23 protein-coding genes, 3 rRNA genes and 1 other annotated feature are annotated in these 26,758 nt (G+C 47.5%); of the genes, 21 read left to right on the top strand and 5 right to left on the bottom strand.

Annotated elements, in window-relative coordinates; all coding sequences use genetic code 11:
• Positions 1-46: 46 nt before the first annotated feature.
• Positions 47-265, top strand: a binding site (T-box leader).
• Positions 266-318: 53 nt separating this feature from the next.
• From leuS to ACXAD6_RS13200, 9 genes are all read left to right on the top strand, one after another.
• Positions 319-2,733, top strand: a complete 2,415-nt coding sequence (gene leuS / locus ACXAD6_RS13240; RefSeq protein ID WP_474969253.1) for a leucine--tRNA ligase — start codon at positions 319-321, stop codon at positions 2,731-2,733.
• Between the two features lie 139 nt (positions 2,734-2,872).
• Positions 2,873-3,184 carry a rhodanese-like domain-containing protein gene (locus ACXAD6_RS13235; RefSeq protein ID WP_474969252.1) on the top strand — a complete coding sequence of 104 codons (312 nt, stop codon included), beginning with the start codon at positions 2,873-2,875 and terminating at the stop codon, positions 3,182-3,184.
• Positions 3,185-3,206: 22 nt separating this feature from the next.
• Entirely contained in the window at positions 3,207-3,539 is a 333-nt protein-coding gene (locus ACXAD6_RS13230) for a rhodanese-like domain-containing protein (protein ID WP_474969251.1), read from the top strand.
• 371 nt (positions 3,540-3,910) lie between these two features.
• Positions 3,911-5,475 (top strand): 16S ribosomal RNA (locus tag ACXAD6_RS13225).
• A 170-nt stretch (positions 5,476-5,645) separates the two neighbouring features.
• A 23S ribosomal RNA gene (locus ACXAD6_RS13220) occupies positions 5,646-8,562 on the top strand.
• Between the two features lie 201 nt (positions 8,563-8,763).
• Positions 8,764-8,877: ribosomal RNA gene (gene rrf, locus ACXAD6_RS13215) — 5S ribosomal RNA — on the top strand.
• Together the 16S, 23S and 5S rRNA genes form the textbook arrangement of a ribosomal RNA operon.
• A 235-nt stretch (positions 8,878-9,112) precedes the next feature.
• A complete protein-coding gene (locus tag ACXAD6_RS13210; RefSeq protein ID WP_474969250.1) occupies positions 9,113-10,279 on the top strand; it encodes an iron-containing alcohol dehydrogenase in 1,167 nt (388 codons plus the stop codon).
• A 376-nt stretch (positions 10,280-10,655) separates the two neighbouring features.
• Positions 10,656-10,925 (top strand): hypothetical protein, encoded by a 270-nt coding sequence (locus ACXAD6_RS13205; RefSeq protein ID WP_474969249.1) that lies wholly within the window; start codon positions 10,656-10,658, stop codon positions 10,923-10,925.
• 181 nt (positions 10,926-11,106) lie between these two features.
• Positions 11,107-11,232, top strand: coding sequence for a hypothetical protein (locus ACXAD6_RS13200; protein ID WP_474969248.1), 126 nt, complete (start codon positions 11,107-11,109; stop codon positions 11,230-11,232).
• A gap of 19 nt (positions 11,233-11,251) precedes the next feature.
• On the opposite strand, the gene ACXAD6_RS13195 is transcribed toward ACXAD6_RS13200, so the two are convergent.
• Positions 11,252-12,511: a BaiN/RdsA family NAD(P)/FAD-dependent oxidoreductase gene (locus tag ACXAD6_RS13195; RefSeq protein WP_474969247.1), complete on the bottom strand. Its 1,260-nt coding sequence runs from the start codon at positions 12,509-12,511 to the stop codon at positions 11,252-11,254.
• A 103-nt stretch (positions 12,512-12,614) separates the two neighbouring features.
• On the opposite strand from ACXAD6_RS13195, the gene ACXAD6_RS13190 reads away from it, so the two are divergent.
• Positions 12,615-14,222: a putative polysaccharide biosynthesis protein gene (locus tag ACXAD6_RS13190; protein WP_474969246.1), complete on the top strand. Its 1,608-nt coding sequence runs from the start codon at positions 12,615-12,617 to the stop codon at positions 14,220-14,222.
• A 12-nt stretch (positions 14,223-14,234) separates the two neighbouring features.
• Entirely contained in the window at positions 14,235-14,954 is a 720-nt protein-coding gene (locus ACXAD6_RS13185; RefSeq protein ID WP_474969245.1) for a pseudouridine synthase, read from the top strand.
• Between the two features lie 71 nt (positions 14,955-15,025).
• Here the strand turns inward: ACXAD6_RS13185 and ACXAD6_RS13180 are convergent, their stop codons facing one another.
• Entirely contained in the window at positions 15,026-15,223 is a 198-nt protein-coding gene (locus ACXAD6_RS13180) for a DeoR family transcriptional regulator (protein ID WP_474970429.1), read from the bottom strand.
• A gap of 176 nt (positions 15,224-15,399) precedes the next feature.
• Here ACXAD6_RS13180 and ACXAD6_RS13175 point away from each other — a divergent pair, with 176 nt between their 5' ends.
• Genes ACXAD6_RS13175 through ACXAD6_RS13160 form a run of 4 tightly spaced genes read left to right on the top strand, consistent with a single transcriptional unit; the run spans position 15,400 to position 19,305 of the window.
• Positions 15,400-16,431 carry a potassium channel family protein gene (locus ACXAD6_RS13175; protein WP_474969244.1) on the top strand — a complete coding sequence of 344 codons (1,032 nt, stop codon included), beginning with the start codon at positions 15,400-15,402 and terminating at the stop codon, positions 16,429-16,431.
• Positions 16,428-17,798: a dipeptidase PepV gene (pepV, locus tag ACXAD6_RS13170; RefSeq protein ID WP_474969243.1), complete on the top strand. Its 1,371-nt coding sequence runs from the start codon at positions 16,428-16,430 to the stop codon at positions 17,796-17,798. Before ACXAD6_RS13175 ends, pepV begins: the two co-directional genes overlap by 4 nt.
• Positions 17,799-17,825: 27 nt before the next feature.
• Positions 17,826-18,404: an RNA 2',3'-cyclic phosphodiesterase gene (thpR, locus tag ACXAD6_RS13165; RefSeq protein WP_474969242.1), complete on the top strand. Its 579-nt coding sequence runs from the start codon at positions 17,826-17,828 to the stop codon at positions 18,402-18,404.
• Positions 18,388-19,305, top strand: coding sequence for a nuclease-related domain-containing protein (locus tag ACXAD6_RS13160; protein WP_474969241.1), 918 nt, complete (start codon positions 18,388-18,390; stop codon positions 19,303-19,305). The genes thpR and ACXAD6_RS13160 overlap by 17 nt, the downstream gene beginning before the upstream one ends.
• On the opposite strand, the gene ACXAD6_RS13155 is transcribed toward ACXAD6_RS13160, so the two are convergent.
• Positions 19,292-20,308: an EAL domain-containing protein gene (locus ACXAD6_RS13155; RefSeq protein ID WP_474969240.1), complete on the bottom strand. Its 1,017-nt coding sequence runs from the start codon at positions 20,306-20,308 to the stop codon at positions 19,292-19,294. The two genes, ACXAD6_RS13160 and ACXAD6_RS13155, sit on opposite strands and share 14 nt — an antisense overlap.
• An 83-nt stretch (positions 20,309-20,391) precedes the next feature.
• On the opposite strand from ACXAD6_RS13155, the gene ACXAD6_RS13150 reads away from it, so the two are divergent.
• From ACXAD6_RS13150 to ACXAD6_RS13140, 3 genes are all read left to right on the top strand, one after another.
• Positions 20,392-21,315, top strand: coding sequence for a diacylglycerol/lipid kinase family protein (locus ACXAD6_RS13150; RefSeq protein WP_474969239.1), 924 nt, complete (start codon positions 20,392-20,394; stop codon positions 21,313-21,315).
• A 158-nt stretch (positions 21,316-21,473) separates the two neighbouring features.
• Positions 21,474-22,271, top strand: a complete 798-nt coding sequence (locus ACXAD6_RS13145; protein WP_474970428.1) for a phosphotransferase — start codon at positions 21,474-21,476, stop codon at positions 22,269-22,271.
• Positions 22,272-22,405: 134 nt separating this feature from the next.
• On the top strand, positions 22,406-23,107 hold the full coding sequence (locus ACXAD6_RS13140) for an SDR family NAD(P)-dependent oxidoreductase (protein WP_474969238.1): 702 nt from the start codon (positions 22,406-22,408) through the stop codon (positions 23,105-23,107).
• A 36-nt stretch (positions 23,108-23,143) separates the two neighbouring features.
• On the opposite strand, the gene ACXAD6_RS13135 is transcribed toward ACXAD6_RS13140, so the two are convergent.
• Positions 23,144-23,317 carry a hypothetical protein gene (locus tag ACXAD6_RS13135; protein ID WP_474969237.1) on the bottom strand — a complete coding sequence of 58 codons (174 nt, stop codon included), beginning with the start codon at positions 23,315-23,317 and terminating at the stop codon, positions 23,144-23,146.
• A 262-nt stretch (positions 23,318-23,579) separates the two neighbouring features.
• Here ACXAD6_RS13135 and trmB point away from each other — a divergent pair, with 262 nt between their 5' ends.
• On the top strand, positions 23,580-24,224 hold the full coding sequence (trmB, locus tag ACXAD6_RS13130) for a tRNA (guanosine(46)-N7)-methyltransferase TrmB (protein ID WP_474969236.1): 645 nt from the start codon (positions 23,580-23,582) through the stop codon (positions 24,222-24,224).
• A 66-nt stretch (positions 24,225-24,290) separates the two neighbouring features.
• Positions 24,291-25,145, top strand: coding sequence for a YtnP family quorum-quenching lactonase (locus ACXAD6_RS13125; RefSeq protein ID WP_474969235.1), 855 nt, complete (start codon positions 24,291-24,293; stop codon positions 25,143-25,145).
• Between the two features lie 36 nt (positions 25,146-25,181).
• On the opposite strand, the gene ACXAD6_RS13120 is transcribed toward ACXAD6_RS13125, so the two are convergent.
• Positions 25,182-25,499, bottom strand: coding sequence for a PepSY domain-containing protein (locus tag ACXAD6_RS13120; protein WP_474969234.1), 318 nt, complete (start codon positions 25,497-25,499; stop codon positions 25,182-25,184).
• Positions 25,500-25,650: 151 nt separating this feature from the next.
• On the opposite strand from ACXAD6_RS13120, the gene ACXAD6_RS13115 reads away from it, so the two are divergent.
• Positions 25,651-26,718: a M42 family metallopeptidase gene (locus ACXAD6_RS13115; RefSeq protein ID WP_474969233.1), complete on the top strand. Its 1,068-nt coding sequence runs from the start codon at positions 25,651-25,653 to the stop codon at positions 26,716-26,718.
• Positions 26,719-26,758 lie beyond the last annotated feature (40 nt).

The following is a 26,758-nucleotide window of genomic DNA, read 5'->3' as shown; positions in this document are numbered from 1 at the left end:
GAAGCGCTTGACAAAGGTCTGCCCTTTCATTAAGATACGAATATATATGATGACGTGGAAAAGGAGTAGTAAGGTTCTGATTAAGTACCAGAGAGGCAGCGGCTGGTGAAAGCTGTCCTTAATTGTCCTGAACTCGCCTTGGATGTCGCAGAAGTGAACGTAAAGTAGTTTCTGCCGGTTTCATCGCCGTTACAGATGTCGAGTTGAACACATAAGTTGTGTTAATTTGGGTGGTACCGCGGGAATCAAGCCTCTCGTCCCATTTGGGATGAGGGGCTTTTTTATATTTTTTTCGAGAGAGATAAAGGAGGAAATGAAGTGGCTTTTGATCATAAAACGATAGAGAAAAAGTGGCAGAATCACTGGTTGAACGAAAAAACGTTCAAAACAGACAGTCAATCAGACAAACAGAAATTTTACGCATTGGATATGTTCCCGTATCCGTCCGGAGCAGGTCTGCACGTGGGACACCCGGAAGGTTACACAGCAACAGATATCCTTTCCCGTATGAAGCGGATGCAGGGATATGAAGTTCTTCATCCGATCGGCTGGGATGCCTTTGGTCTTCCGGCAGAACAGTATGCACTGGATACAGGAAATGATCCGGAAGAATTCACAAAGCAGAATATTGATAACTTCCGTCGTCAAATCCAGGAGCTGGGTTTTTCCTATGACTGGGACCGTGAAGTCAATACGACGGACCCGGATTACTACAAGTGGACACAGTGGATCTTCCTGAAGCTTTATGAAAAAGGGCTCGCGTATATCGATGAAGTCGCTGTAAACTGGTGCCCTGCGCTGGGTACGGTTCTGGCCAATGAAGAAGTCATTGATGGAAAGAGTGAGCGCGGAGGTCACCCTGTTGAGCGCCGGCCGATGAAACAATGGATGCTCAAAATCACGGCATATGCGGATCGTCTTCTGGATGATCTGGAAGAGCTGGACTGGCCGGAAAGTATTAAAGATATGCAGCGCAACTGGATCGGTAAATCCGAAGGGGCGGAAGTCACCTTTGCCCTGGACGGTACAGAGCTTACCTTTGATGTATTTACAACGCGTCCGGACACATTGTTCGGGGCTACTTACGCTGTTCTTGCCCCTGAGCACCCATTAGTCGATGAAATCGTGACAGGGGAACAAAAAGAAGCGGCAGCCGCTTATATTGAAAAAGCGAAAAACAAGAGCGACCTTGAGCGGACAGATCTAGCGAAGGATAAAACCGGAGTATTTACCGGAGCCTATGCCGTCAACCCGATCAATGGTGAAAAACTTCCGGTATGGGTGGCTGACTACGTACTTATGAGCTATGGAAGCGGAGCAATCATGGCGGTACCGGCTCATGATGAGCGGGATTATGAATTCGCCCAGGCTTTCGGTCTTCCTATCATCCCCGTCGTTGAAGGCGGGAATGTAGAGGAAGCGGCTTATACAGAAGATGGACCTCACATCAATTCCGACTTCCTTGATGGCCTTCAAAAAGAAGAAGCCATTCAAAAAGCCATTCAATGGCTTGAGGAAAACGGCCGTGGTAAGAAGCAGACGACATACCGCCTGCGTGACTGGTTGTTCAGCCGCCAGCGTTACTGGGGTGAGCCGATCCCTGTCATCCACTGGGAAGACGGATCCATCACACCGGTAAAAGAAGCGGATCTTCCTATTGAACTGCCGAAAACAACAGAAATCAAACCGTCGGGGACCGGGGAATCCCCGCTGGCTAATATTGATGACTGGGTAAACGTTGTGGATCCTGAAACAGGGATGAAGGGCCGCAGAGAAACAAATACTATGCCGCAGTGGGCAGGAAGCTGCTGGTATTACCTTCGTTATATTGATCCGACCAATTCAGAAACATTTGCAGATTATGAAGCCTTGAAGAAGTGGCTTCCTGTCGACGTATACATCGGTGGGGCTGAACATGCCGTTCTTCACCTTCTTTATGCTCGTTTCTGGCACAAGGTTCTATATGATGCAGGTGTCGTCCCAACAAAAGAACCGTTCCAAAAACTGTTCAACCAGGGGATGATTCTTGGAGAGAATAACGAGAAAATGAGTAAATCCAAAGGGAACGTTGTGAACCCTGATGATATCGTCTATTCACACGGGGCGGATACACTGCGCCTTTATGAAATGTTCATGGGACCATTGGAAGCATCTATTGCCTGGTCGACAAACGGTCTTGACGGTGCCCGTCGCTTCCTTGATCGTGTATGGAGATTGTTCATGCCGGACGGTGAGCTGACAAGTTCTATTCAACCGGAACAATCCGGCCATTCTTTAGAGAAGGTCTACCATGAGACAGTGAAAAAAGTGACGGAAAACTTTGAGGAACTGCGTTTCAATACAGGCATTTCACAGATGATGGTGTTCATTAATGAAGCCTATAAGGCCGATACGATTCCTAAAGCCTATGCTGAAGGATTCGTCCAGCTGCTTTCCCCTGTTGCTCCTCACATTGCAGAAGAACTATGGGAAAAGCTTGGACATGAGGAAACCATTACTTATCAGCCCTGGCCTTCTTTCGATGAATCCAAACTTGTCGAAGATGAAGTAGAGATTGTCGTTCAGGTCATGGGTAAAGTAAGAGCGAAAATGATGGTACCTGCGGAGGCCTCCAAAGAGGATCTTGAAAAGCAGGCGCTGGAAAATGAGGACGTTCAGGAGTGGTTGAACGGAAAAACAGTGCGTAAAGTCATTGCAGTGCCTGGGAAACTTGTGAATATTGTAGCCAACTGATTGTTTTAGAAAGAGTGCCGCTGGGTAAAATGCCTGTGGCGCTCTTTTTATGTAGGAAACCACCTCTTGAACAGATGTCTTGACTTTGAAATATGATGGATTAAAATGAACATGGATCAATACAATTGGAGGGGTTATCGTGAACCAAATTAAAGAAATAACACCACAAGAAGTCGAAAACAAACTGAACAATAATGAAGATATTAAAGTCATAGATGTCAGGGAAGATGATGAAGTGGCTCAAGGTATGATTCCTGGGGCCAGACACATTAAACTAAGCGACATCCCGCAGTCCGTAGATCAGCTTCCAAAAGATGAATCCTATGTGATGGTCTGCCGCTCCGGCCGCAGAAGCATGAACGCATCAGAATTTATGAAGGAAAAAGGCTTCTCCAATGTATCGAATATGGAAGGCGGCATGTTGAAATGGGACGGAGAACTCGTCTTTTAATCCTGAAAGGGTTGTGAGAACAATGGAATTCGTATATGGATCGGCCATAATAATATTCCTGACCACCCTGTTCTACTATAAACGGAGATCATCTCTGAAGTCTTATTTCGAACAGTCTTATTCAGAGGATAACGTCTGTGTGATTGATATCAGGGATTACATCATCGCCCACCGTTCCCCTTATCCTGGAGCTGAGAACATTCCGTTAAATTATTTGTCCCGGGCTTTAAAGGAACGATTTGACTGCACAAAAGATATCCTGGTCATTTCCGACAATAAACGGGCCGCACGGATGGCCGCACGTATGATCAGAAAGAAAAAAGGAAAGGCCGTCTATTACTTGCAGCCTGAATGAGTCTCTTCGACACTAGAAGAGACTCATTTTTTTAACTGTCGGGATCATATCCATACAGGAAAACCATGATAATAGTTGAATATAAAAAGTTGATAAAGATATCTATCATTCTATTGACGTAACGGTGTATAACATGTAATATAGTAAACGTTGCTTCAGAGAAACCAGCAGCAACGTAAAAAAATCAACAAAATCTAGTAAATGCTATTGACGAAATAAGAGTAGTTATGCTAGAATTTGATTACTGTCGGATGGGCAGTATTTGATCTTTGAAAACTGAACGAACCAACCAGTACGTCAAAACGTTTCTTCTTTAATGAAGAAATTTGAAAGAAGCACATTCGGTGTGCAGATGAGCAAGTCAAACTACTTTTATGGAGAGTTTGATCCTGGCTCAGGACGAACGCTGGCGGCGTGCCTAATACATGCAAGTCGAGCGCGGGAAGTGAGCAGATCCCTTCGGGGTGAAGCTCGTGGAACGAGCGGCGGACGGGTGAGTAACACGTGGGCAACCTGCCTGTAAGATCGGAATAACCCCGGGAAACCGGGGCTAATGCCGGGTAATACTTTTCTTCGCATGAAGATAAGTTGAAAGATGGCTTCTCGCTATCACTTACAGATGGGCCCGCGGCGCATTAGCTAGTTGGTGAGGTAACGGCTCACCAAGGCAACGATGCGTAGCCGACCTGAGAGGGTGATCGGCCACACTGGGACTGAGACACGGCCCAGACTCCTACGGGAGGCAGCAGTAGGGAATCTTCCGCAATGGACGAAAGTCTGACGGAGCAACGCCGCGTGAACGATGAAGGTCTTCGGATCGTAAAGTTCTGTTGTCAGGGAAGAACAAGTGCCGTGCGAATAGAGCGGTACCTTGACGGTACCTGACGAGGAAGCCCCGGCTAACTACGTGCCAGCAGCCGCGGTAATACGTAGGGGGCAAGCGTTGTCCGGAATTATTGGGCGTAAAGCGCGCGCAGGCGGTTCCTTAAGTCTGATGTGAAAGCCCACGGCTCAACCGTGGAGGGTCATTGGAAACTGGGGAACTTGAGGACAGAAGAGGAGAGTGGAATTCCACGTGTAGCGGTGAAATGCGTAGATATGTGGAGGAACACCAGTGGCGAAGGCGACTCTCTGGTCTGTTTCTGACGCTGAGGTGCGAAAGCGTGGGTAGCAAACAGGATTAGATACCCTGGTAGTCCACGCCGTAAACGATGAGTGCTAGGTGTTAGGGGGCTTCCACCCCTTAGTGCTGAAGTTAACGCATTAAGCACTCCGCCTGGGGAGTACGGCCGCAAGGCTGAAACTCAAAGGAATTGACGGGGGCCCGCACAAGCGGTGGAGCATGTGGTTTAATTCGAAGCAACGCGAAGAACCTTACCAGGTCTTGACATCCTTGGACCTCCCTAGAGATAGGGATTTCCCTTCGGGGACCAAGTGACAGGTGGTGCATGGTTGTCGTCAGCTCGTGTCGTGAGATGTTGGGTTAAGTCCCGCAACGAGCGCAACCCCTAATCTTAGTTGCCAGCATTCAGTTGGGCACTCTAAGGTGACTGCCGGTGACAAACCGGAGGAAGGCGGGGATGACGTCAAATCATCATGCCCCTTATGACCTGGGCTACACACGTGCTACAATGGATGGTACAAAGGGCAGCGAAGCCGCGAGGTGTAGCAAATCCCATAAAACCATTCTCAGTTCGGATTGCAGGCTGCAACTCGCCTGCATGAAGCCGGAATCGCTAGTAATCGCGGATCAGCATGCCGCGGTGAATACGTTCCCGGGCCTTGTACACACCGCCCGTCACACCACGAGAGTTGGCAACACCCGAAGTCGGTGAGGTAACCTTTTTGGAGCCAGCCGCCGAAGGTGGGGCCAATGATTGGGGTGAAGTCGTAACAAGGTAGCCGTATCGGAAGGTGCGGCTGGATCACCTCCTTTCTAAGGATATTACGGAAACGTACTGTGTTGGTTGTTCAGTTTTGAGAGATCAAAGCATCTTTCAAATTTGTGAACCTTGAAAACTGGATAAGGAATTATGACTCATCTAGCGATGAGATCATGATGACAAGACATCTAATTGATTTATATAAACGTCTTTTCACGAAGATAGTTAAGTGAATAAGGGCGCACGGTGGATGCCTTGGTACTAGGAGCCGATGAAGGACGGGACTAACACCGATATGCTCCGGCGAGCCGTAAGCAGGCTTTGACCCGGAGATTTCCGAATGGGGAAACCCACTGTTCGTAATGGGACAGTATCCTATACTGAATACATAGGTATAGGAAGGCAGACCCGGGGAACTGAAACATCTAAGTACCCGGAGGAAGAGAAAGCAAACGCGATTTCCCAAGTAGCGGCGAGCGAAACGGAATCAGCCCAAACCAGAAAGCTTGCTTTCTGGGGTTGTAGGACACTCCTTTGGAGTTATCAAGGAGGAAGATAGACGAATCGATCTGGAAAGATCAGCCGAAGAGGGTAACAGCCCTGTAGTCGAAATCTTCCTCTCTCCGGAGTGGATCCTGAGTACGGCGGAACACGAGGAATTCCGTCGGAATCCGGGAGGACCATCTCCCAAGGCTAAATACTCCCTAGTAACCGATAGTGAACCAGTACCGTGAGGGAAAGGTGAAAAGCACCCCGGAAGGGGAGTGAAATAGAACCTGAAACCGTGTGCCTACAAGTAGTCGGAGCCCGTTAATGGGTGACGGCGTGCCTTTTGTAGAATGAACCGGCGAGTTACGACCGTATGCGAGGTTAAGCAGCAGAAGCGGAGCCGCAGCGAAAGCGAGTCTGAACAGGGCGAGTGAGTATGCGGTCGTAGACCCGAAACCGTGTGATCTACCCATGTCCAGGGTGAAGGTCAGGTAACACTGACTGGAGGCCCGAACCCACGTAAGTTGAAAATTACGGGGATGAGGTGTGGGTAGGGGTGAAATGCCAATCGAACACGGAGATAGCTGGTTCTCTCCGAAATAGCTTTAGGGCTAGCCTCAGAATAGAAAGTCATGGAGGTAGAGCACTGATTGGACGAGGGGCCCCTATCGGGTTACCGAATTCAGTCAAACTCCGAATGCCATAGACTTTGTTCTGGGAGTCAGACCGTGGGTGATAAGGTTCATGGTCGAGAGGGAAACAGCCCAGACCGCCAGCTAAGGTCCCAAAGTGTGTGTTAAGTGGAAAAGGATGTGGAGTTGCTTAGACAACCAGGATGTTGGCTTAGAAGCAGCCATCATTCAAAGAGTGCGTAATAGCTCACTGGTCGAGTGACTCTGCGCCGAAAATGTACCGGGGCTAAACACACCACCGAAGCTGCGGATTGATCTTATGATCAGTGGTAGGAGAGCGTTCTAAGTGCTGCGAAGTCAGACCGTAAGGACTGGTGGAGCGCTTAGAAGTGAGAATGCCGGTATGAGTAGCGAAAAAAGAGTGAGAATCTCTTTCACCGAATGCCTAAGGTTTCCTGAGGAAGGCTCGTCCTCTCAGGGTTAGTCGGGACCTAAGCCGAGGCCGAAAGGCGTAGGCGATGGACAACAGGTTGATATTCCTGTACCACCTCCTTTCCGTTTGAATGACGGGGGGACGCAGGAGGATAAGGAGAGCGTGCCATTGGATGTGCACGTCCAAGCAGTGAGACGGTCGGAATAGGCAAATCCGTCCGGCAACGTCAAGCTGTGATGGGGAGGGAACTATAGTACCGAAGCTCCTGATTTCACACTGCCAAGAAAAGCCTCTAATGAGGAAAGAGGTGCCCGTACCGCAAACCGACACAGGTAGGCGAGGAGAGTATCCTAAGGTGAGCGGGAGAACTCTCGTTAAGGAACTCGGCAAAATGACCCCGTAACTTCGGGAGAAGGGGTGCTCCTCTGCCGAGGAGCCGCAGTGAAAAGGCCCAAGCGACTGTTTACCAAAAACACAGGTCTCTGCGAAGCCGTAAGGCGAAGTATAGGGGCTGACACCTGCCCGGTGCTGGAAGGTTAAGGGGATGCGTTAGCTTATGCGAAGCGTTGAACCGAAGCCCCAGTAAACGGCGGCCGTAACTATAACGGTCCTAAGGTAGCGAAATTCCTTGTCGGGTAAGTTCCGACCCGCACGAAAGGTGCAACGACTTGGGCACTGTCTCAACGAGAGACCCGGTGAAATTATACTATGTGTGAAGATGCACATTACCCGCGACAGGACGGAAAGACCCCGTGGAGCTTTACTGCAGCCTGATATTGAATGTTGGTACAGCTTGTACAGGATAGGTAGGAGCCTTGGAAACCGGAGCGCCAGCTTCGGTGGAGGCGCTGGTGGGATACTACCCTTGCTGTACGGACATTCTAACCCAGGACCGTAATCCGGTCCGGAGACAGTGTCAGGTGGGCAGTTTGACTGGGGCGGTCGCCTCCTAAAGAGTAACGGAGGCGCCCAAAGGTTCCCTCAGAATGGTTGGAAATCATTCGCAGAGTGTAAAGGCACAAGGGAGCTTGACTGCGAGACCTACAAGTCGAGCAGGGACGAAAGTCGGGCTTAGTGATCCGGCGGTACCGTATGGAAGGGCCGTCGCTCAACGGATAAAAGCTACCCCGGGGATAACAGGCTTATCTCCCCCAAGAGTCCACATCGACGGGGAGGTTTGGCACCTCGATGTCGGCTCATCGCATCCTGGGGCTGTAGTCGGTCCCAAGGGTTGGGCTGTTCGCCCATTAAAGCGGTACGCGAGCTGGGTTCAGAACGTCGTGAGACAGTTCGGTCCCTATCCGTCGTGGGCGTTGGAAATTTGAAAGGAGCTGTCCTTAGTACGAGAGGACCGGGATGGACACACCGCTGGTGTACCAGTTGTTCCGCCAGGAGCATCGCTGGGTAGCTACGTGTGGTCGGGATAAGTGCTGAAAGCATCTAAGCATGAAGCCCCCCTTGAGATGAGATTTCCCTCTGCTTCGAGCAGATAAGATCCCTCAGAGACGATGAGGTTGATAGGTCCGAGGTGGAAGCGTGGTGACACGTGGAGCTGACGGATACTAATGGATCGATGACTTATCTATATGAAGAAGGCGAAAGCGACTGGTCAAATCCGACTGGCTAAGCACACCTTCTTCAAGACTGTGTTTTTCAGTCTTGAAGAAGGTGTGCTTAGAACAGCGAGGATTTAGGAGCTGTAGCCGGACTAAACTTCGTGAATCGTGTTTTAATCAATAGTTGTTTCCTTATCTGGTTTTGAGGGTTTACCTCAAACTTTATATTGATGTGGTGGTGAAGGCGGAGAGGTCACACCTGTTCCCATGCCGAACACAGTAGTTAAGCTCTTCAGCGCCGATGGTAGTCGGGTTTACCCCCGTGAGAGTAGGACGCTGCCACGTCACACGAACCCTTCAGGATTATCCTGAAGGGTTTTTTATGTTTTCTAATGATGATTTATAGTTTGCTCTTCTCTTATGAAGAAATAAAGAAGCGTGTCTAAAGGACTGGTTTTACAGTGGGGAAAACCAGTCTTTGGTCACGAATTTGTTCCATAAGCCTGCTGCTGTGTTTAACATAGCAGGTAAACGGTTATGTTCCCTCTGTGAGTTCAAATCTAGTTTGGAGGTATTGAACATGAATCGATTTACAATTCCACGCGATATATACTTTGGTGAAAATGCTCTTGAAATCCTTCAGGAGATCAAAGGTAAGCGGGCACTCCTTGTTATTGGCGGAGGCTCAGTAAAAGAAAATGGAAATCTGGATACGATTAAACAACATTTGTCTAAAGCGGATATAGAAACGAAAGTCATTGAAGGTATTACAGAAGAGCCGTCTACGGACTTAGTTAGCAATCATCTGGAAGAAGTGAAAAACTATGAGCCGGACTGGATCATTGGTATCGGAGGCGGGTCCCCAATGGATGCTGCCAAAGCCTTCTGGATTTTCTATGAACACCCGGAACTCAGCTTCCAGGACGCAATGGAGCCATTTAATCTGCCGGCTCTAAGAGGGAAAGCGAAATTCATCGGAATCCCGACAACAAGTGGTACAGCGTCAGAGATTTCCAACCTCTCTGTCATTACAGAATCAGAAACAGGGGTGAAATATCCGCTGGCTGATTTTGACCTGACACCAGACCTTGCTGTCATTGACCCGGTTATGGTTGAATCGATGCCGAAGCACGTGACCGCCTATAGTGGTATGGATGCTGTAACACACAGCATTGAAGCTTATGTGGCGAAACCGAGGACGACCTTCACTGACGCTTTGTCCATTGAGGCGTTGGAGACATTGGATCAGCATCTCCTGGCTTCTTACAAAGACAACCAGGATTCCCGTGAAAAAGTTCATTACGCTCAAGCGATGGCAGGCATGGCTTTTGCGAATGCTGTTCTCGGGAACGTTCACAGCCTGGCGCATAAGAGTGGACCGACCTTTGGTGTTCCACACGGCTGTGCGAACGCGATTTATCTTCCATATGTCATTCAATTCAACCGCAGTGTAGTGGAAGACCGCTATGCAGCTCTTGCCCGCCGGATCGGCCTTTCCGGACAGACAGATGAAGAACTCGTAGATCGTCTGATTGAATGGGTACGCAATCTGAATAAAGAGATGGATGTACCAAATACACTGAAAGACTTTGGTGTAGAAGAAGAGTTGTTTAAAGAACATGTCGATCAAATGGCTGCCAATGCTGTAGAAGATCCATGTACTGGAACGAACCCTCGTGAAACTTCTGTAGAGCAGATGAAACAATTGTTCATCGCTGCTTACTATGGTAAAGATGTAGACTTTTAATTCATGAAAAACACCCGGTTCCTGACCGGGTGTTTTTTATTGAATAGCTCTGTTAAAGTCGGTTGTTGATATTTTAAACGATTACTAAATCGTTTCCGTCTGGAATTAGGGGTCCGTTGTTTACTCAGAGCATGGGATGGCAGGGAAAACCGTCCGCTTTCCGCGGCTCACGGTACCCCACGGAAAGGGAGTCATTCCCGGTCGCCTCCTACAAATCCCATGACAGAAAGGGGGGATAGGAGCTCACATGTTAAATAACAACACCAAGCAATAACAGAGACTATTGGATAGGGATATGATCCATCCATGAATCTATTAAAGTGTGGTAAAATATAGGCGGGAAGATGTATACATAAGGAATGAAGGAGCGTTTGAAATGGTTCAATTTGAAAGAAAACGCAATACATTTTGGAATTGGAAGTATGCCGTTCTTCTGCTGCTTCTCCCCCTTGGGTTTTATCTTGTTTCTCTGAAAGAAGATATTGGAGAAATCCAGCATATGATTTTTGTGGCTATGATCGTATGGCTGGCTATTGCAGGTGTTTTCGGTTTGACGAACAGGTGGGACCGGCTGCAGGCCTATGGATATCTTTACCTCTTCAGCAGTCTCTTATTCTCGTTTTTAGGACTGGTTTTTATTTGGTAATTCCGGTTGAATTTTCATAGATTCCTCGTTATACTGATGATGAGAATATATGTTCGGGGTGATCATCATACAACTGACGAGATGGAGTTATTCACGTAGGAAAATGGTCCGCGGATATTTCGATACGTTTCCACATTCAACCGTATATTTCAGAAGGATACGGCGTTTCTATATTATTTATATGGTCGATTGGCATGAGGAGGATCCGGTTATCATGCCGGAGAACCGTGAGGAAATGCAGCTGTTGATCAACCGTGAGCTTGGCCGGGAAACAGAATATAAACAAAGAAAGTCGAGAAAGGGCTGACCCTTTCTCGACTTTTTTGTCATGCCATCGCTTCCCATGCTGCGTGCATGCCCGCTACACGGCCGGTGACCATTGCTGAGGTAATATTGTATCCGCCGGTATATCCGTGAATGTCCAGAACTTCTCCACAGAAATAAAGTCCCGGCATGAATTTCGACTGCATGGTATTCGGGACGATTTCCTTGATAGAAACACCGCCACCTGTTACGAAAGCTTTTTCGATCGGCTGGGAATCGTGTACGTGAACGGTAAAGTGTTTCAGCAGTTGAACGAATTGGTGGAGCTGCTGATTGGACAAGTTCGCCGCTTTATCCTCACGATCGATTTCGGACTGATCCAGAACATAGTCGAGCAGACGTTCAGGAACCATCCCCTTGACTACATTCCGAAAAGCTTTTTTGGGCTGGTCTTTCATCGTTTTCTGAAGCTCATCGTGCAGGGATTGTTCATGCTGGTCAGGAAGAGCATCAATCTCCACCTGCACAGGTGAGTGGCCTTTCATCAGCTCTTTCACGACATATTGAGAGCAGCGTAAAACAGCAGGCCCGGAAAGACCGAAGTGAGTGAACAGCATATCCATCCGGTGGGTGATGATCTTTCTGCCTTTCGGATTTAATACCGATACGTTCACACCCCGCAGAGAAAGTCCCTGAAGAGTCTTTTGTTTAATTACAGTGTCGTTTGACAGCAGAGGCACTTCTGTCGGAAACAGCTTTGTAATCGTATGTCCTGCTTTCTTCGCCCATGCATAGCCATCTCCGGTAGATCCGGTATGCGGGACAGCTTTCCCGCCGGCCGCAATGACTACAGCATTCGTTTGTATCTTCTCTTTGGACTTCAAAATGATCTCGTGTTCGTTTTCTCCGTAATGAATGGCATCCACAGGCGTTTCTTTTCTTACTTCGATATTCAATTCATCCATCCGGTTCAGAAGGGCCTGGACAACATCCTTCGCCTTATTACTGACCGGAAACATCCGGCCGTGGTCTTCTTCTTTGAGCGCGACTCCAAGCCCCTCAAAGAAGTCAATGATATCGTAATTGTTAAAAACAGAAAATGGACTGTATAGGAACTTTCCGTTTCCTGGTACATGCTTGATGACTTCCTCTTCTGGAAGGCGGTTCGTAACATTGCAGCGCCCGCCTCCGGAGATGGCAAGCTTGGTGCCCAGCTTTTTTCCTTTTTCAATCAAGAGCGTACTTACACCCTGTTCAGCAGCAGCGATGGCTGCCATAAGCCCTGAAGGCCCTCCGCCGATGACGGTTACATGGTAATTCATAAATGTCGTCCCTTTCTTATCTCATCGTTCCTTGTTTATCCTCTATCTATGATAAAATAGATGAGGTCGATTCTACAATAAAATTGAAGGTGAAAAGCGAATTATGTCAAAAATACTTAAAGGTACCTTGTTATTGACTGCAGGAACTTTCCTATCCAAGTTCCTGGGAATGATTTATACGGTTCCGTTTGAAAATATGGTGGGAACAGACGGGACCGACCTATTTTCCATTGCTTATGTTCCCTACAGCATTCTGCTCAGCTTATCGAGCATGGGTGTTCCTGTCGCTGTTTCCAAGTTTGTGTCCAAATACAACTCGCTTGGTGATTACGAGACCGGTCAGCGGATGCTGAAAGCGGGGATGACCCTGATGTCCATCACAGGAGTCATCGCGTTTTTAATGCTGTACTTCTCAGCTGAACAGGTAGCCATATGGACAATCGGCTCGGATTCTGACCGCCTTGGTCATGCGACGATGGTCATTCAGATGGTCAGTTTCGCCTTGCTCGTAATACCGCCGATGAGTATTACACGAGGCTTCTTCCAGGGACATGAGTCTATGGCCCCTACGGCCGTATCACAGGTCGTTGAACAAATTGTCCGGATTGTTTTTCTTCTGGCTTCTGCTTTTGTTATTGTCCAGGTGCTGGGCGGCCCTGTCCATCAGGCGGTCGGTTTTGCAACGTTTGCCGCTTTTATCGGAGGAATTGCTTCCTGTATCGTTCTGTACGTGTATTGGAGAAAGCGTAAACCTTTCCTGGAAAATCAAATTCAGGCTCAGGAATATACGTACGGATTGTCCAATAAGGAAATGTTCAAGGAATTGTTCACCTATGCCGGTCCTTTCATTCTGGTCGGGATTGCTACGCCTTTATACCAGCTGGTCGACCAGTTTACTTTGGAAAAAGCGATTAAGGCCTCAGGCGCTGAATATAACAATGCTTTTTCCATCATAAATTTTCTAAGTCATAAATTGATTATGATTCCGGTTACGCTCGGCCTTGGTTTATCCCTGGCGCTGCTGCCTGCGATTACACAGGCGTTTACGAAAAATGAGATGGACCGTTTGAACAAACAGATCAACCAGGCCCTCCAGATTGTCGCGCTGCTGATCATTCCTGCTGTCGCCGGCTTATCTGTCGTTGCGTGGGAAGCGTATGGAACGTTTTATGGCGTGGATGAGATAGAATACCGCGGAGATCTTCTCAGGTGGTATGCACCAGTAGGGCTGTTCCTGGCCTTATATACGGTCACTTCTTCGATTCTTCAAGGGGTGAATAAACAAAATTTCGCTGTTGTCAGTCTCGGAACAGGAATCCTGCTGAAGCTCAGCTTAAATTGGTGGCTTATCCAGATGCTTGGCGCCAAAGGCGCGATTTTAGCGACAGGTATCGGTGTGGCTGCAGCTGTCAGCCTGAACTTCTGGCGTATTTTTACGACCATCGACTTTTCTTATAAGCAGCTGCTGAAGCGTACGCTGCTTGTCGTCATTCTGACAGCAGTCATGGCCGTAACGGTACTTCTAGTCAAATGGCTGCTCGGTTTTGTATTTGAACCCACTGAAAACCGTCTGGATGCTTTGATCGTATTGATCATCAGTATAGGGGCCGGCGGAATCGTCTACTTGTGGACGGCCTACAAGACGACACTGCTTGAACATGTACTGGGCGGAAGAGTCCGTGTGCTGGATAAGTTTTTGAAGCGCAGCTAAGGAGGAATAGGATTGAGAATTGATAAACTGCTTGCCAATATGGGCTATGGAACTCGTAAAGAGGTGAAAGGCCTTTTGAAGAGCGGCCATATCCGCATCAACGGCGAACCGGAAAAAAGCCCGAAAACCCATGTGGATCCCAAGGAAGACTTAGTGACGGTTATGGGCGACGAAGTGGAGTACCGGGAATTTATCTATCTAATGATGAACAAGCCGGGGGATTTAATATCCGCTACCGAAGATCCGCATGAGACAACAGTGATCGATATTCTCCAGCCGGAGGATATCGTCTTTGAACCGTTTCCTGTCGGGAGACTCGATAAGGATACAGAAGGCCTGCTCCTGATCACGAACGACGGTCAGCTGAACCACCGGCTGACTTCTCCGAAAAAAGACGTGGGAAAAACCTACTTTGCCCGTATAGAAGGGAAAGTCACTGAGAGCGATGTGGAAAAATTCGCTTCAGGGGTCACGCTGGATGACGGCTATCATACGAAACCGGGGGAGCTGGTCATTCTTTCTTCTGATGAATTTTCGGAAATCGAACTGACGATTACCGAAGGCAAATTCCATCAGGTAAAGCGGATGTTCGAAGCTGTAGGAAAGAAGGTTGTATACCTGCAGCGGATTAAAATGGGGGAACTGGTTCTTGATGAAGAGCTGGAGCTTGGAGAATACCGTGAGCTGACGGATGAGGAACTGGAGTATTTGATGAATATAACAAACCTCTAAGTTCGAGAATAAGAAAAAAACACCCGGTCCACGACCGGGTGTCATCTATATAAGAAGAAATAATGATTCAATTATGAGATTTTAACCCTCTTTTCAGTGATTGACCACCTTCCACGGTGTGGACTGGCGACGAGTCCATTGTATTCCAATATGCTTAAGTCCCTCTGCATTGTGCGATCAGTGATACCAAACTCATCTGCTAACTCATTTGTCGAGACTGTCCCTTTTTCTCTAATGTAAAGGTAGACAGCTTTGATCCGGGTGAGCATACGTGATGATGGATGATTCAAAAAACCACTCCTTAATCGTCATTATATGGAACTTGTGGTGCCAGTGAATCTCTGAAGTTGGTTTCATTCTACAATAATGAAAGGTATCGTGCTACTATAATCCTCTCAATTTACAGATTATTCACCTTATTTACAGATTATTAAAGATCGGAGGTATGAAATTGTACTTTTTCAGGAAAATTCTTTTAAAAATGGTAAAGGTCAACAATCTTGTCCTTTTCTTAGCAAGCATAGCCCTGCTGCTTCTATCCAGTATTTTGATCGTTATCGTGGAGAATGATACCTTCCCGACACTATTCGATGGGTTCTGGTGGGTCATGACAACGGTAACCACAGTAGGTTACGGGGATTACTCTCCTGCCAGTGCTGGTGGGCGCCTGATAGCCATGTTTTTATATATCTTCGGAATCGGTCTGATTGGAATCGTGATTGGTAAGGTCGTTGATAGTCTGGCCATTTATAGAAAAAAACGTCTGGAAGGTGATATCGTGTATAAAGATCAAGACCATTTTGTGATTATCGGCTGGTCACAGAAAACAGAATTTGCTGTGAAGGAAATGCTGGATACGCATGAAGACTGTGAAATCGTATTGATCGATCAGCTCCCGGAAGCTCCTATGCTTTCAGAAAACATTCATTACATAAAAGGAGATGCGGGAGATCAAAACACATTGGAAAAAGCCAATATAACCAAAGCGAAAGCTGTACTGATTTTTGCTGATGATCAGATGACCAGCAATCAGATGATTGATGGAAAAACACTTCTGATTGCTTCATCCGTTGAAAATCTGGCTCCGGGTGTCCATACGATCGTTGAAGTGATGGAGGAAAAACACATCAAGAACTTTAAGCATGCCCAGGTGGATGAATTTATCGTCTCCAGTGAAACAATTTCCTCTTTGGCAGTCCGGGCAGCATTCAGAAAAGGGGTTTCTGGAATTTATGGACAGCTTCTGAAGCGTTCTGTAGGAGAGGACCTCTTTTACATTCCGACCCGTCCGGAGTGGCGTACTTACAAGGATGCCTTTCAAAATCTTCTATCTGAAGGAGCCACCCTTATCGCAGACCGGAATGACCTGGCGATTAATCGAAAGCTGGATGAGCCGATTCCTGAGAATGCAGAACTTTATGCTGTTTGTGATAAAGCCACGTATGACGCCATTCTTTCTAAAGGAGGACAATCATGAATTTTAAAACATTAAGTGAAGCGTATTTGGATTCCTTCCTTACTCATGCTGGTGAACTGATCAGCATTCCAAGTGTTTATGAGAAAGACGAGGATACACCATTTGGACCTGCCATACAGCAGGCCTTATCCCATATGCTTGCGCTTGGAGAGAAAGACGGGTTTGAAACAAAGAACATCGACGACTTTGCTGGACACATCGAATTTGGAGAAGGAGACGAAATCATCGGGGTGCTCGGCCATCTTGATGTGGTTCCTGCGGGAGAAGGATGGACATCCCCGCCCTTTGAAGCTGCTGTAAGGGATAATAACCTGTACGGACGCGGAGCCCAGGATGATAAAGGACCTGTGATGGCTGCCTATATGGCCATGAAAATGCTGAAGGACCAAGGATTCCAGCCTAAGAAGAGAATACGGCTTATCCTCGGTACAGATGAAGAGCGGGACTGGCAGGGGATCAGCCATTATTTTAAAAAGGAGCCCATGCCTGTGGCCGGCTTCACGCCAGACGCTTCTTTTCCGGTGATTCATGCTGAAAAAGGGCTGCTTGATGCTTATGCTTCGTATCCTGCTGCAGCGGACGGGGAAGGTGACGTCCGCCTCTTACGGGTGAAAGGGGGAGGACCATTGAATATGGTTCCGGATGAGGCCGTAGTCGAATTGACAGGGTCCGTTCGCTCGGCTTTTGATGCCTACATGAACGAACATCAAGCAGATGCATACCTGGAGGAGAAAGAAGAGACTGTCCAAATTGTGTTCAAAGGGAAAGCGGCTCATGCAAGCCGTCCGGAAACAGGGAAAAACGCGCTGATAGACCTTTTGGGCTTTCTCTTCTCTCTTCCGCTTCCTAAAATCGACCGTCAGCTTGTTTCACAGCTGCTTGCCTGCTTTACAGATACGGACGGCAGAGGTCTCGGTTTGAACAGTTCTGATGACGTATCCGGACCATTAACATCAAATCTGGGCTCTTTGGAAAAGACAAAGGAAAAATGGAGAGTCGGGCTGAACCTCCGCTATCCTGTAACGGCAGACGCAGAGCAAGTGATGGAACAATTGCACACCGCCCTGGAAACAAATGGAGGAATGGTGGAGATTTACGATCATCTGGCGTCTCTCTACGTTGAGAAAGAGGATCCTTTAGTACAGACGCTGTTGTCCGTCTATAACGAAGCCACCGGCGGCCAGTCAGAAGCTTTGTCCATTGGAGGAGCCACTTATGCCCGTTCTTTGACCACCGGAGTCGCTTTCGGGGCGATGTTTGCCGACAGTCCGGATACTGCACATCAGTCTGATGAACATGTCAGGTTGAAGGATATGGTAAAAGCCATGGAAATTTATGCGGAAAGCCTGTACCGGCTGACAAAATAAAAGGACGATGGAAACGGAGGCGGGATCATGAGCGACCCTCATTATTTTATCGGCTTGAAGACAGAACAAGCAGCAGATCATCTTCTTCTATGGCAGCAGGAACTGAGGGAACATATGCGGTACAAAGTTTGGACCCATCCCTCAGACTTTCACATAACCCTAAAGTTTCTGGGGCCGGCATCCGATGAAAAAATAAACAAGTTGATTACAATGCTCCACCAGCAGGAGATGCCGGATGCTTTTTCCATCACTATCGGACCCGCCGGTGGTTTCGGCAACCCGCAGTCCCCGCGGGTCTTCCTCGCTGAAGTGGAAAAAGCCCCGGGGCTGGAGAAGCTGTACCAACAGACAGAGGAAGCAGCAGCTGCATCCGGATGGAGTCGGGAAAGAAGGAAGTTTCACCCTCATATTACACTGGCAAAAAAACAGGCGGAAGGACAGTCACCGCTCTCGTTAAGTAACGTTCCTGCTGTATTTCAACAGAAGTTCCCGATGGTTGTGGACCAAATAACGTTATTCAGGATCCACCCCGGGGAACATCCGAAATATCAAGAAGTGTTCACCATTGAATTAAAAAGTAGGGATGGCAATGGCTCAACTAATTAAACTGAATGATTATATCTCCAGATATGAAGTGAATATGTATCAATATCCCGCTCAGTTTATCCGATTGAAACAGGAAAACTGGACGAAAATGCGGTCCCTCTATGAGCAGGGACGGCTGGACTTTCAAAAAGAACTTCCGGATTCTATGGAAGTTGAACCGGAAAAAACTCCATGGTGGAAAGCATTATTCCGGGACAAAGGGCTTGGAGACGCTGGTGAAGAAGCAGCATCCATGATGGTGGAGAAACAGCCCCGCTCATTAAGGGAGTTGAAGCAGTACTACCTGGATGGGCTGCTTCCCTTTCAATTGAAATGGGCGACGACCACCCTCCAGAAAAAATCCTTTCTGCATCCAGCCTACCGGGACGATCCGTCCCTCTCTTTTTATCTGCAGCGCTTCCCGGATACCTACCTGCTCATGTATGAACCGGTCGCTCAGCTGAGAAACGCAGAATTGGAAATCGATCACATCCTGATTGGCCCGCATGGGCTGGAGTTGGTTGCATCTCTGCCTGCCCGGAAGGGGGAGACGGCGTATGTGCAGTCTGAACACACGTGGATGCTGGAAGAAGGTAACGTTCAGCGGAAAGTCCAAAGTCCGCTGATTTCGTTGAAGCGCACGGAAACCTTTGTAAGGAGTGTTCTTAGAAAATACGATATTGATTTTCCTTACACTAAAGTGGTATTATCCCCTGCCTTGTCATTTGAAAAAACACAGGAACCCTACCAGACGATCTATGTAGGAAACAAGGAGTATGAACGCTGGCTCTATGAGAAGAGACAGATGAGCACACCTTTGAAGCATAAGCAGCTGAAAACGGCAGAAGCTCTCCTGAAGCACTGCCGGACAAGTGCGGTAAAACGAGCCGAATGGGATACAGAGGAACCTAGGGAAGAATAGCAGCATGTGGAGCCGGAGCTGGTCTGCCGATCAAGTAGCCCTGGCCAAAGTGGACACCTAGAGCGGCAAGCCAGTTCCATTCCTCCTGGGTTTCAATTCCTTCAGCCAGGACATCAATAGCAAGTCTGCCTGCGTCAGCCATTACTTGGTGAAGAAAGGACTGTTTTTCCGGATGGATATGACAGTCCCGGATGTAGGAACGGTCAATTTTGACATAATCGGGCTGCAGTAAGCGAAGCATCTCCAGGGAACTGTACCCGGCCCCCACATCATCAAGCGCTGTTTTCATTCCGGAAGCTTTGTATTTCTCCAGGATCGTTTTTAAATGATTGACGTTTGTAATTCTCTCTGTTTCCACGACTTCAAACACAAGATCCTCCGAAGGGACATCGTATTCTTTGACCATTTGGAAGGTATGAGCCAGACAGAAGTCCGGGTCATAAATGGTGGAGGGAAGGAAGTTGATGAAAATCTTTTCTCCGTTTTGTAAATGCTCGGCTTTTGCTTTTACGGCCGCTCTTCTTGCTTTTTGGTCAAGCATCGACTGAAGTCCCGCATCACTGGCAAAGGCGAACAGCTCACCAGGGTGGATAGAAGCGTGAATCGTCCGCAGTAAAGCTTCATATCCAATCACCTTTTTCATGTTTATATCCATGATCGGCTGTAAATGGGCTTGAAAGTCACCCTTATGAATAATAGAAACGAGATCCGGACGGGAAATCCGTTCGTAGAGGTGTATCAAAGGGATTGGATAGGAACGATCCGTGGAAGGATCAAGGACATGAATACGGAACCGGGGAATATTCCCGTCATTCCATTGTTCCAGTGCATCCTTCAGCTCCTTGTGACTTCGGTAGGAAAAAACGGTGTGGGCCGCGTCTTTATCTTCCACCGTTAAAGGCAGTGGTTTAGGGAAGTGATAGAAATTGGATTCTTTAATGACCAGCTTTCCTTGATCAGGGACTGTGAAAATAGGCCCGCATGACAGGCAGTTGTTTCTCATGTGCTTCTCCTCCTTTTATACTAGTAGTATACTGGAGCAGCAAACATAAAGTATAGTTATTCAACTCGCGGGGAGTGGGGCTCATGTATATTCTGATTGTGAATCCTGCGGCAGGAAACGGCCGGGGGTTAAAGCTGTATCAACAGCTGAAGAAAACGTCCGACTATCACAGCCTGGATATCCGGACGTTTTTCACAGAAGCGCCTGCTGGTGCGGAAGCACTTGCGGCCGACTTGTCAAAATCACAGGGTCCTTCCCTGGAAGCGTGTTTAGTTCTTGGTGGAGACGGCACCCTTCATGAAGTGATCAATGGCTGGAATCCGGCACGGCCTGTTCCCGTCTGTTTTTTACCAGCCGGCTCAGGCAATGATTTTGCAAGGGGACTGGGAGTAAAGTCACGCATTCCTGATTTATTCCAGTCCGTCCTCCGTAAGCCACAGAAGCACCATGTTTATCTGGGAAACTACCAGGTGAACAACGGACAGGAAAGAACCTTCTTGAACAGTGTTGGTATCGGATTTGATGGGGCAGTGGCTTCCTATGCGGAGCGCCCTGACTTTCGGTTGTGGATGCGTCGTCTTCATTTAACGAAATGGATCTACCCCGCGGCTCTTGTCCGTGCTTTGCAGTGGTTCAAGGCTGTGGAAGTGGAAGTGACGCTTGATAATCATCCTCCTGTTATTGAAAAAGTCATGATGATGACAATTACAAACCATCCTTATTTCGGGGGCGGGATGAAAATCGCCCCCCGAGCAGGTATCCACCATCCACGCCTCTCGATCATTCTCGTTCGAGCTCTATCCAAACGGAAACTGCTGGCCCTTTTTTTAAGCGTCTTCATTGGAAAACATACAGCTTTGAGAGAAGTGGTCGAGTGGGAAGCGGACAGGGTCCATGTCCGTACAAATCAGAGGACACGTTTCCAGGTGGACGGCCAGCCTTCCTGCTCGAATGAATGGCTGATCAAGAAAGCGTCATCAAAAACGACATTCCTGAGCAATTCATAGATATCTCTTGAAAGTTGACAGATCAATGAGTTAATCTATTCTAAGGTGACTATTGAATCGGCAGGGTATATTTCGAATAATGACAAAAGTACGGTATACTGAATGAATAAAGACGTGATTCGATCACAAGAGGATTTGAGGAATTGAAGGTGAATTGGTTGGAACATATACTCGGTAGTAATTGGACAATAACACCAGCAGGCGGTTCGACAGGGGAAGCTTACTATGCCCAGACAGATGAGAAGCGGCTGTTTTTAAAACGCAACTCTTCACCTTTTTTAGCCGTCCTGTCCGCAGAAGGGATCGTCCCGAAGCTGATCTGGACCAAAAGGCTGGAGAATGGGGATGTCATTACTGCCCAGGAATGGCTGGACGGGCGGGAATTGAATCCGGAAGAGATGAAGCACCCGCGGGTAGCCGCCCTGTTAAGTAAAATCCACCATTCCACTGAGCTGCTGGATATGTTAATGAGACTGGGTAAGCATCCTTTAACCCCTGATGAAATACTTATGGACATTAAGGAAAACCAAAAGGTTCTGGATAAGGTGGATCCCAGGATTGAAATTCATCAGGCCGTCAGATACCTGGATCAGGAAGTACGGAATGTCCAACACGATGTTCACGTCGTCTGTCATTGTGATACCAATCATAATAACTGGATGTTATCCGCAAAAGATCATCTTTATTTAATCGATTGGGATAACGCGATGGTAGCTGATCCCGCTTTGGATCTCGGAATGCTTTTATACAACTATATCCCTGAGGATTACTGGAAAACATGGTTGAAGGAATACGGTATCCGCCCTGACTCCCACATGTTCCAGCGGATGAAATGGTACTCGATTTCCCAGGCGCTTGCATTTATTCAGTGGCATCAAATGCGGGGAGAATACCATGAATCCGCCGTACGGACGGAAAAATTGAAGACCATCATGAAGCAGCACGGAATTATATAAACCTCTAGTAGAGGAAGAGCTTATGCCACCGCGGCATAAGCTTTTTTTGATAGTTTCCAGAACATTAAAAGGATCAATCTTCCAAACAGGCGGGTATCGTTGGATATCACTCACTAGAAGTGGAGGAGTTGGATATGGAGAAAAACGTACTCGTCTCAGGTGGAAACCGCGGCATTGGTTTTGAGGCATGCCGCCGACTGGCCGAAGCAGGGTTTAAGGTATGGCTCGGTTCCAGAAATGAGGAAAAGGGAGAAGAAGCGGCTTCCCGGCTTCGGAAGGAGGGACTGGATGTTCATTCTATTTTCCTCGATGTTGCTCAGCCCGATAAGATGGATTCAGTCAGGGATAAGATTCTTCAAGAGGACGGCCGGATCGACGCATTGATCAATAATGCCGGTATTTTTCCGGATAAAAAAAGTTCGATTCTGGATATCGATCCTGTCACTTTTGAGGAGATTCAACTCGTGAATTACTTTGGTCCGTATTTTCTCATGAGCAGCCTTATGCCTGTCATGCTGGAGAATAATTATGGACGGATCGTTAATGTGGCCGCAGAGATGGGGGTCAGTCAGGCGATGGACGCTCCGATGGCCGGTGCCTATAAAGCGTCCAAGTACAGCTTGAATGCCTTAACGAGGTTGTTCGCAGGAGCGGCACGCCGGAAGAACGTGAAGGTGAACTCCGTAAGCCCCGGATGGGTGAAAACAGACCTGGGAGGGGAAAAGGCAAAGCGTAAGCCTGAGGAGGCCATGGAAGGAATCTTATGGCTTTCCCAGTTAGAGGAAGAAGGACCGACCGGGAAATTCTTCAGAGATAAGGAAGAGCTTGAATTTTAGCGGATGAATCAGTCTGATCGAAAAAAACCACTGCCCTCAGGCAGCGGTTTTTTGTGTGGCTGGTGTATATTTAAGCTTCTTGGCTTTAACTTCGGCACTCATATGTTCAGATATTTTTTCAAACGGATAAACAAACAGGGCATATCCTGCGAATAGAACAGAGAAGACGGCCAGAACAGATACTTCAAAAAGTTTTGTCATCAATTTCATAGCTTTCTCATCACTCCCGTTCAGTATTGATCAACACGATATTCATCATAAATCAGGAAGCGCTTACAACCCAACCCCCTTAAACGGGGGAATTTTCCGGTATAAACGGAGCAGACGTCCTTATGAAGATATAGAGGCTGGAATAGCTTTAATCATCGCGGATGGTCCATAATCCGTACAGATACAGCGAATATAGAAAAAAATTTTCAATTTAGCGGTCTTCATGGTACCATTTTATCGATAAGAAGGAGGAATTCCATACATGCGTTTAAGAAATAAACCTTGGGCGGACGATTTTCTAAGGGAAGAAGATCAGATTGTCGTCCAGGCTCCATTTGCACAAAAGGGAAGCTGGAAGCAGTTGTTTTCCCACCCTGATCAACCCCTTCATTTAGAGATTGGGTCAGGAAAAGGCCAGTTTATCGCCGGCATGGGTGTCCAGCACCCGGAAGTCAATTTCATCGGCATTGAATTCGTAAAGAGTGTGATTGTCGGTGCGGTGAAAAAAGTGAAAGACGCGGAGACTGGAAATGTAAGGATGGTCAATGAAAATGCAAAAGATTTGACCGATCTTTTTGAAAATAATGAAGTGGACCATATTTATTTGAACTTTTCCGATCCGTGGCCGAAAACGAAGCATGAAAAAAGGAGGCTGACATTCCATACGTTCCTCTCCCAATATGAGGCGGTTCTTAAAGAAGAGGGGAGAGTCACGTTAAAAACGGATAATAAAGGATTATTCGAATATTCGCTGGTCAGTTTTTCTGAATACGGCATGATTCTTGAGGATGTATCCGTCGATCTCCATGCAGATGAGGATCCACTGAATGTCCCGACGGAATATGAAGAGAAATTCTCCGCAAAAGGACAACCCATCTACCGTTGTACAGCAAGATTCACAACCTGATAGCGTTTTCAAAGGCTCTAGTTATTATGATAAACTAGAGCTATCTTTATAGAAGGGGTGATAGTGATGGAAAAGCTGACGATCGGTCAAGCAGAGTTGACCTGGCTGGATGGCGGGGTAACCCATTTGGATGGCGGGGCTATGTTCGGAGTTGTTCCCAGAGCGCTATGGAGCAAGAAATATCCTGTGAACGACAAGAATCAAATTGAACTTCGGACGGATCCTATCTATGTGCATGTGGGAGGGAAACATATTCTCATTGATTCCGGGATTGGGAATGGAAAAATGAATGAAAAACAGATGCGTAATTTCGGAGTGCTTGAAGAATCCAAAATAGATCAAGGACTTCAGACATTAAATCTGACCCGTGAGGATATTGATTATGTCCTGATGACCCATCTTCATTTCGATCACGCCTGCGGTTTAACCCGCTGGGAGGGAGAAGAGCTGGTATCCGCCTTTCCTGAAGCTGTCATTTATACGAGCCGGACGGAATGGGACGAAATGCGGGAGCCGAATATGCGCTCAATTAATACATACTGGGAGGATAACTGGAAACCCGTGGCACATCAGGTGCGGACCTTTGAAGACAGCCTGGAGGTTGTGCCCGGCCTGCGGATGATTCACACAAGCGGCCATAGTGACGGCCATTCTGTTCTTGTTTATGAGGAAGGGGAGCATGTATGGATCCACATGGCTGATTTGATGCCGACCCATGCTCACCAAAATGTGCTGTGGGCTCTCGCTTATGATGATTATCCGGTGACTTCTGTACACGAAAAGAAAAAATGGATGGAATTTGGGTATGATAAAGAAGCCTGGTATACGTTTTACCATGATGCTGTATATCGTGCGTTGAAATTTGACCAGGACGGAAAAATCATCGATCAGGTGGATCAGAAAAAGCATCATTACACATAAAAAAATACCCTCTCTGGAAGAGGGTATTTTTATAAATCAGGCCGTTGTTTCCGCTACATCCACGATGGTGCCTGTGTCTGTATCGATATAAAATTCGAATTGAGAGGTTTCCCCGTCCTGGTTCTTGGAGATGCCGCCTCGATAAACATCATAATTGATGCCGTTTTTATTCAGTTCTTCCGGCTTCATGTAAATCCATGAGCCGCTGATCGGCCCCTGTTTCTTGAAGGCTTCCTTTGCAATTTTCAGTGCCTTTTCAGGAGTGACATTCTGACTGCTGTTGATTTGTTCTTTTACAATATAACCGGCGAGTGCTCCTACACCTGCGGCTATCGCGACTTTTTTCCAGTTCATTAACCAATCACCTCACAACTAGTTTCTAGTGTCCAGTATACTAAATATTCCCGTTAAAAGAAAATCAAAACTCATTTGAACGGCGGATTTGTAGAAACGTTTTCACAATTCCGTTAAAATAGAAACAGATGGAAATAAAGGAGATGTACATATGAATCAAGAAACCCAGGAACTTTTCAAGACGTTGACGGAACTGCCTGGTGCACCTGGAAACGAACATCTGGTACGCCAATTCATGAAAGAAGAGTTAGGGAGATATTCGGATGAAATCGTTCAGGATCGCCTTGGCGGTGTGTTTGGAGTGAAGAAAGGGAAGGGGCCGACGGTTATGGCCGCGGGTCATATGGATGAAGTAGGCTTCATGGTTACTCAAGTCACTGAAAACGGTATGATCCGCTTTCAGCCGCTGGGAGGCTGGTGGAATCAGGTTCTTTTAGCCCAGCGGGTGCAGGTAGTGACCGATCGCGGCCCTGTCGTAGGTGTCATTGGATCCATTCCCCCTCACAATCTGACACCGGAACAACGGAAAAAACCGATGGAAATCAAAAATATGCTGATTGATATTGGAGCGGATCATAAAGAAGATGCCAGGGAAATCGGGATCAAGCCCGGGCAGCCGATTGTGCCGATCTGCCCGTTCACACCGATGGCCAATGAAAAGAAAATTCTAGCGAAAGCCTGGGACAACCGTTATGGCTGCGGTCTTTCCATTGAACTACTGAAAGAACTGCAGGGAGAAAAGCTTCCGAATGTGCTCTATTCCGGAGCGACTGTCCAGGAAGAAGTCGGACTGCGCGGGGCTCAGGTAGCTGCCAACATGATCCAGCCGGATATTTTTTATGCGATGGATGCCTCACCAGCCAACGATATGAGCGGGGATAAAAAAGAATTCGGTCAGCTGGGTAAGGGGGCACTTCTCCGTATACTCGATCGTTCCATGGTCACACACCGAGGCATGCGTGAATTTATTCTGGATACAGCTGAAACCCATGATATTCCTTACCAGTATTTTGTATCGCAAGGTGGAACAGATGCAGGACGGGTGCATATGGCGAACGATGGCGTTCCATCTGCCGTTGTTGGAATCAGCTCCCGATACATTCACACATCCTCTTCCATTATTCATGTAGATGATTACGCGGCAGCTAAAGAGCTTCTCGTGAAGCTTGTCAAAGCGACGGATCAATCCACTGTCGATGAAATCCGCCGGAACGTATAGATCACCAAAAAGTCACACGTGCTGATGTCAGCGGGTGTGA

It is taken from the genome of Halobacillus sp. ABH2_015, from assembly GCF_056158945.1.
Note: the sequence above shows the minus strand (reverse complement) of the source record. Positions and strands in the feature narration are given on the sequence as shown.

Coding starts and splice junctions, on each gene's coding strand:
- ACXAD6_RS13230 (WP_474969251.1), top strand. CDS start 3,207: ATGGAATTCGTATATGGATCGGCCATAATAATATTCCTGACCACCCTG.
- ACXAD6_RS13210 (WP_474969250.1), top strand. CDS start 9,113: ATGAATCGATTTACAATTCCACGCGATATATACTTTGGTGAAAATGCT.
- ACXAD6_RS13205 (WP_474969249.1), top strand. CDS start 10,656: ATGGTTCAATTTGAAAGAAAACGCAATACATTTTGGAATTGGAAGTAT.
- ACXAD6_RS13200 (WP_474969248.1), top strand. CDS start 11,107: ATGGTCGATTGGCATGAGGAGGATCCGGTTATCATGCCGGAGAACCGT.
- ACXAD6_RS13195 (WP_474969247.1), bottom strand. CDS start 12,511: ATGAATTACCATGTAACCGTCATCGGCGGAGGGCCTTCAGGGCTTATG.
- ACXAD6_RS13190 (WP_474969246.1), top strand. CDS start 12,615: ATGTCAAAAATACTTAAAGGTACCTTGTTATTGACTGCAGGAACTTTC.
- ACXAD6_RS13180 (WP_474970429.1), bottom strand. CDS start 15,223: ATGCTCACCCGGATCAAAGCTGTCTACCTTTACATTAGAGAAAAAGGG.
- ACXAD6_RS13175 (WP_474969244.1), top strand. CDS start 15,400: ATGAAATTGTACTTTTTCAGGAAAATTCTTTTAAAAATGGTAAAGGTC.
- pepV (WP_474969243.1), top strand. CDS start 16,428: ATGAATTTTAAAACATTAAGTGAAGCGTATTTGGATTCCTTCCTTACT.
- thpR (WP_474969242.1), top strand. CDS start 17,826: ATGAGCGACCCTCATTATTTTATCGGCTTGAAGACAGAACAAGCAGCA.
- ACXAD6_RS13160 (WP_474969241.1), top strand. CDS start 18,388: ATGGCTCAACTAATTAAACTGAATGATTATATCTCCAGATATGAAGTG.
- ACXAD6_RS13155 (WP_474969240.1), bottom strand. CDS start 20,308: ATGAGAAACAACTGCCTGTCATGCGGGCCTATTTTCACAGTCCCTGAT.
- ACXAD6_RS13150 (WP_474969239.1), top strand. CDS start 20,392: ATGTATATTCTGATTGTGAATCCTGCGGCAGGAAACGGCCGGGGGTTA.
- ACXAD6_RS13140 (WP_474969238.1), top strand. CDS start 22,406: ATGGAGAAAAACGTACTCGTCTCAGGTGGAAACCGCGGCATTGGTTTT.
- ACXAD6_RS13135 (WP_474969237.1), bottom strand. CDS start 23,317: ATGAAATTGATGACAAAACTTTTTGAAGTATCTGTTCTGGCCGTCTTC.
- trmB (WP_474969236.1), top strand. CDS start 23,580: ATGCGTTTAAGAAATAAACCTTGGGCGGACGATTTTCTAAGGGAAGAA.
- ACXAD6_RS13125 (WP_474969235.1), top strand. CDS start 24,291: ATGGAAAAGCTGACGATCGGTCAAGCAGAGTTGACCTGGCTGGATGGC.
- ACXAD6_RS13120 (WP_474969234.1), bottom strand. CDS start 25,499: ATGAACTGGAAAAAAGTCGCGATAGCCGCAGGTGTAGGAGCACTCGCC.
- ACXAD6_RS13115 (WP_474969233.1), top strand. CDS start 25,651: ATGAATCAAGAAACCCAGGAACTTTTCAAGACGTTGACGGAACTGCCT.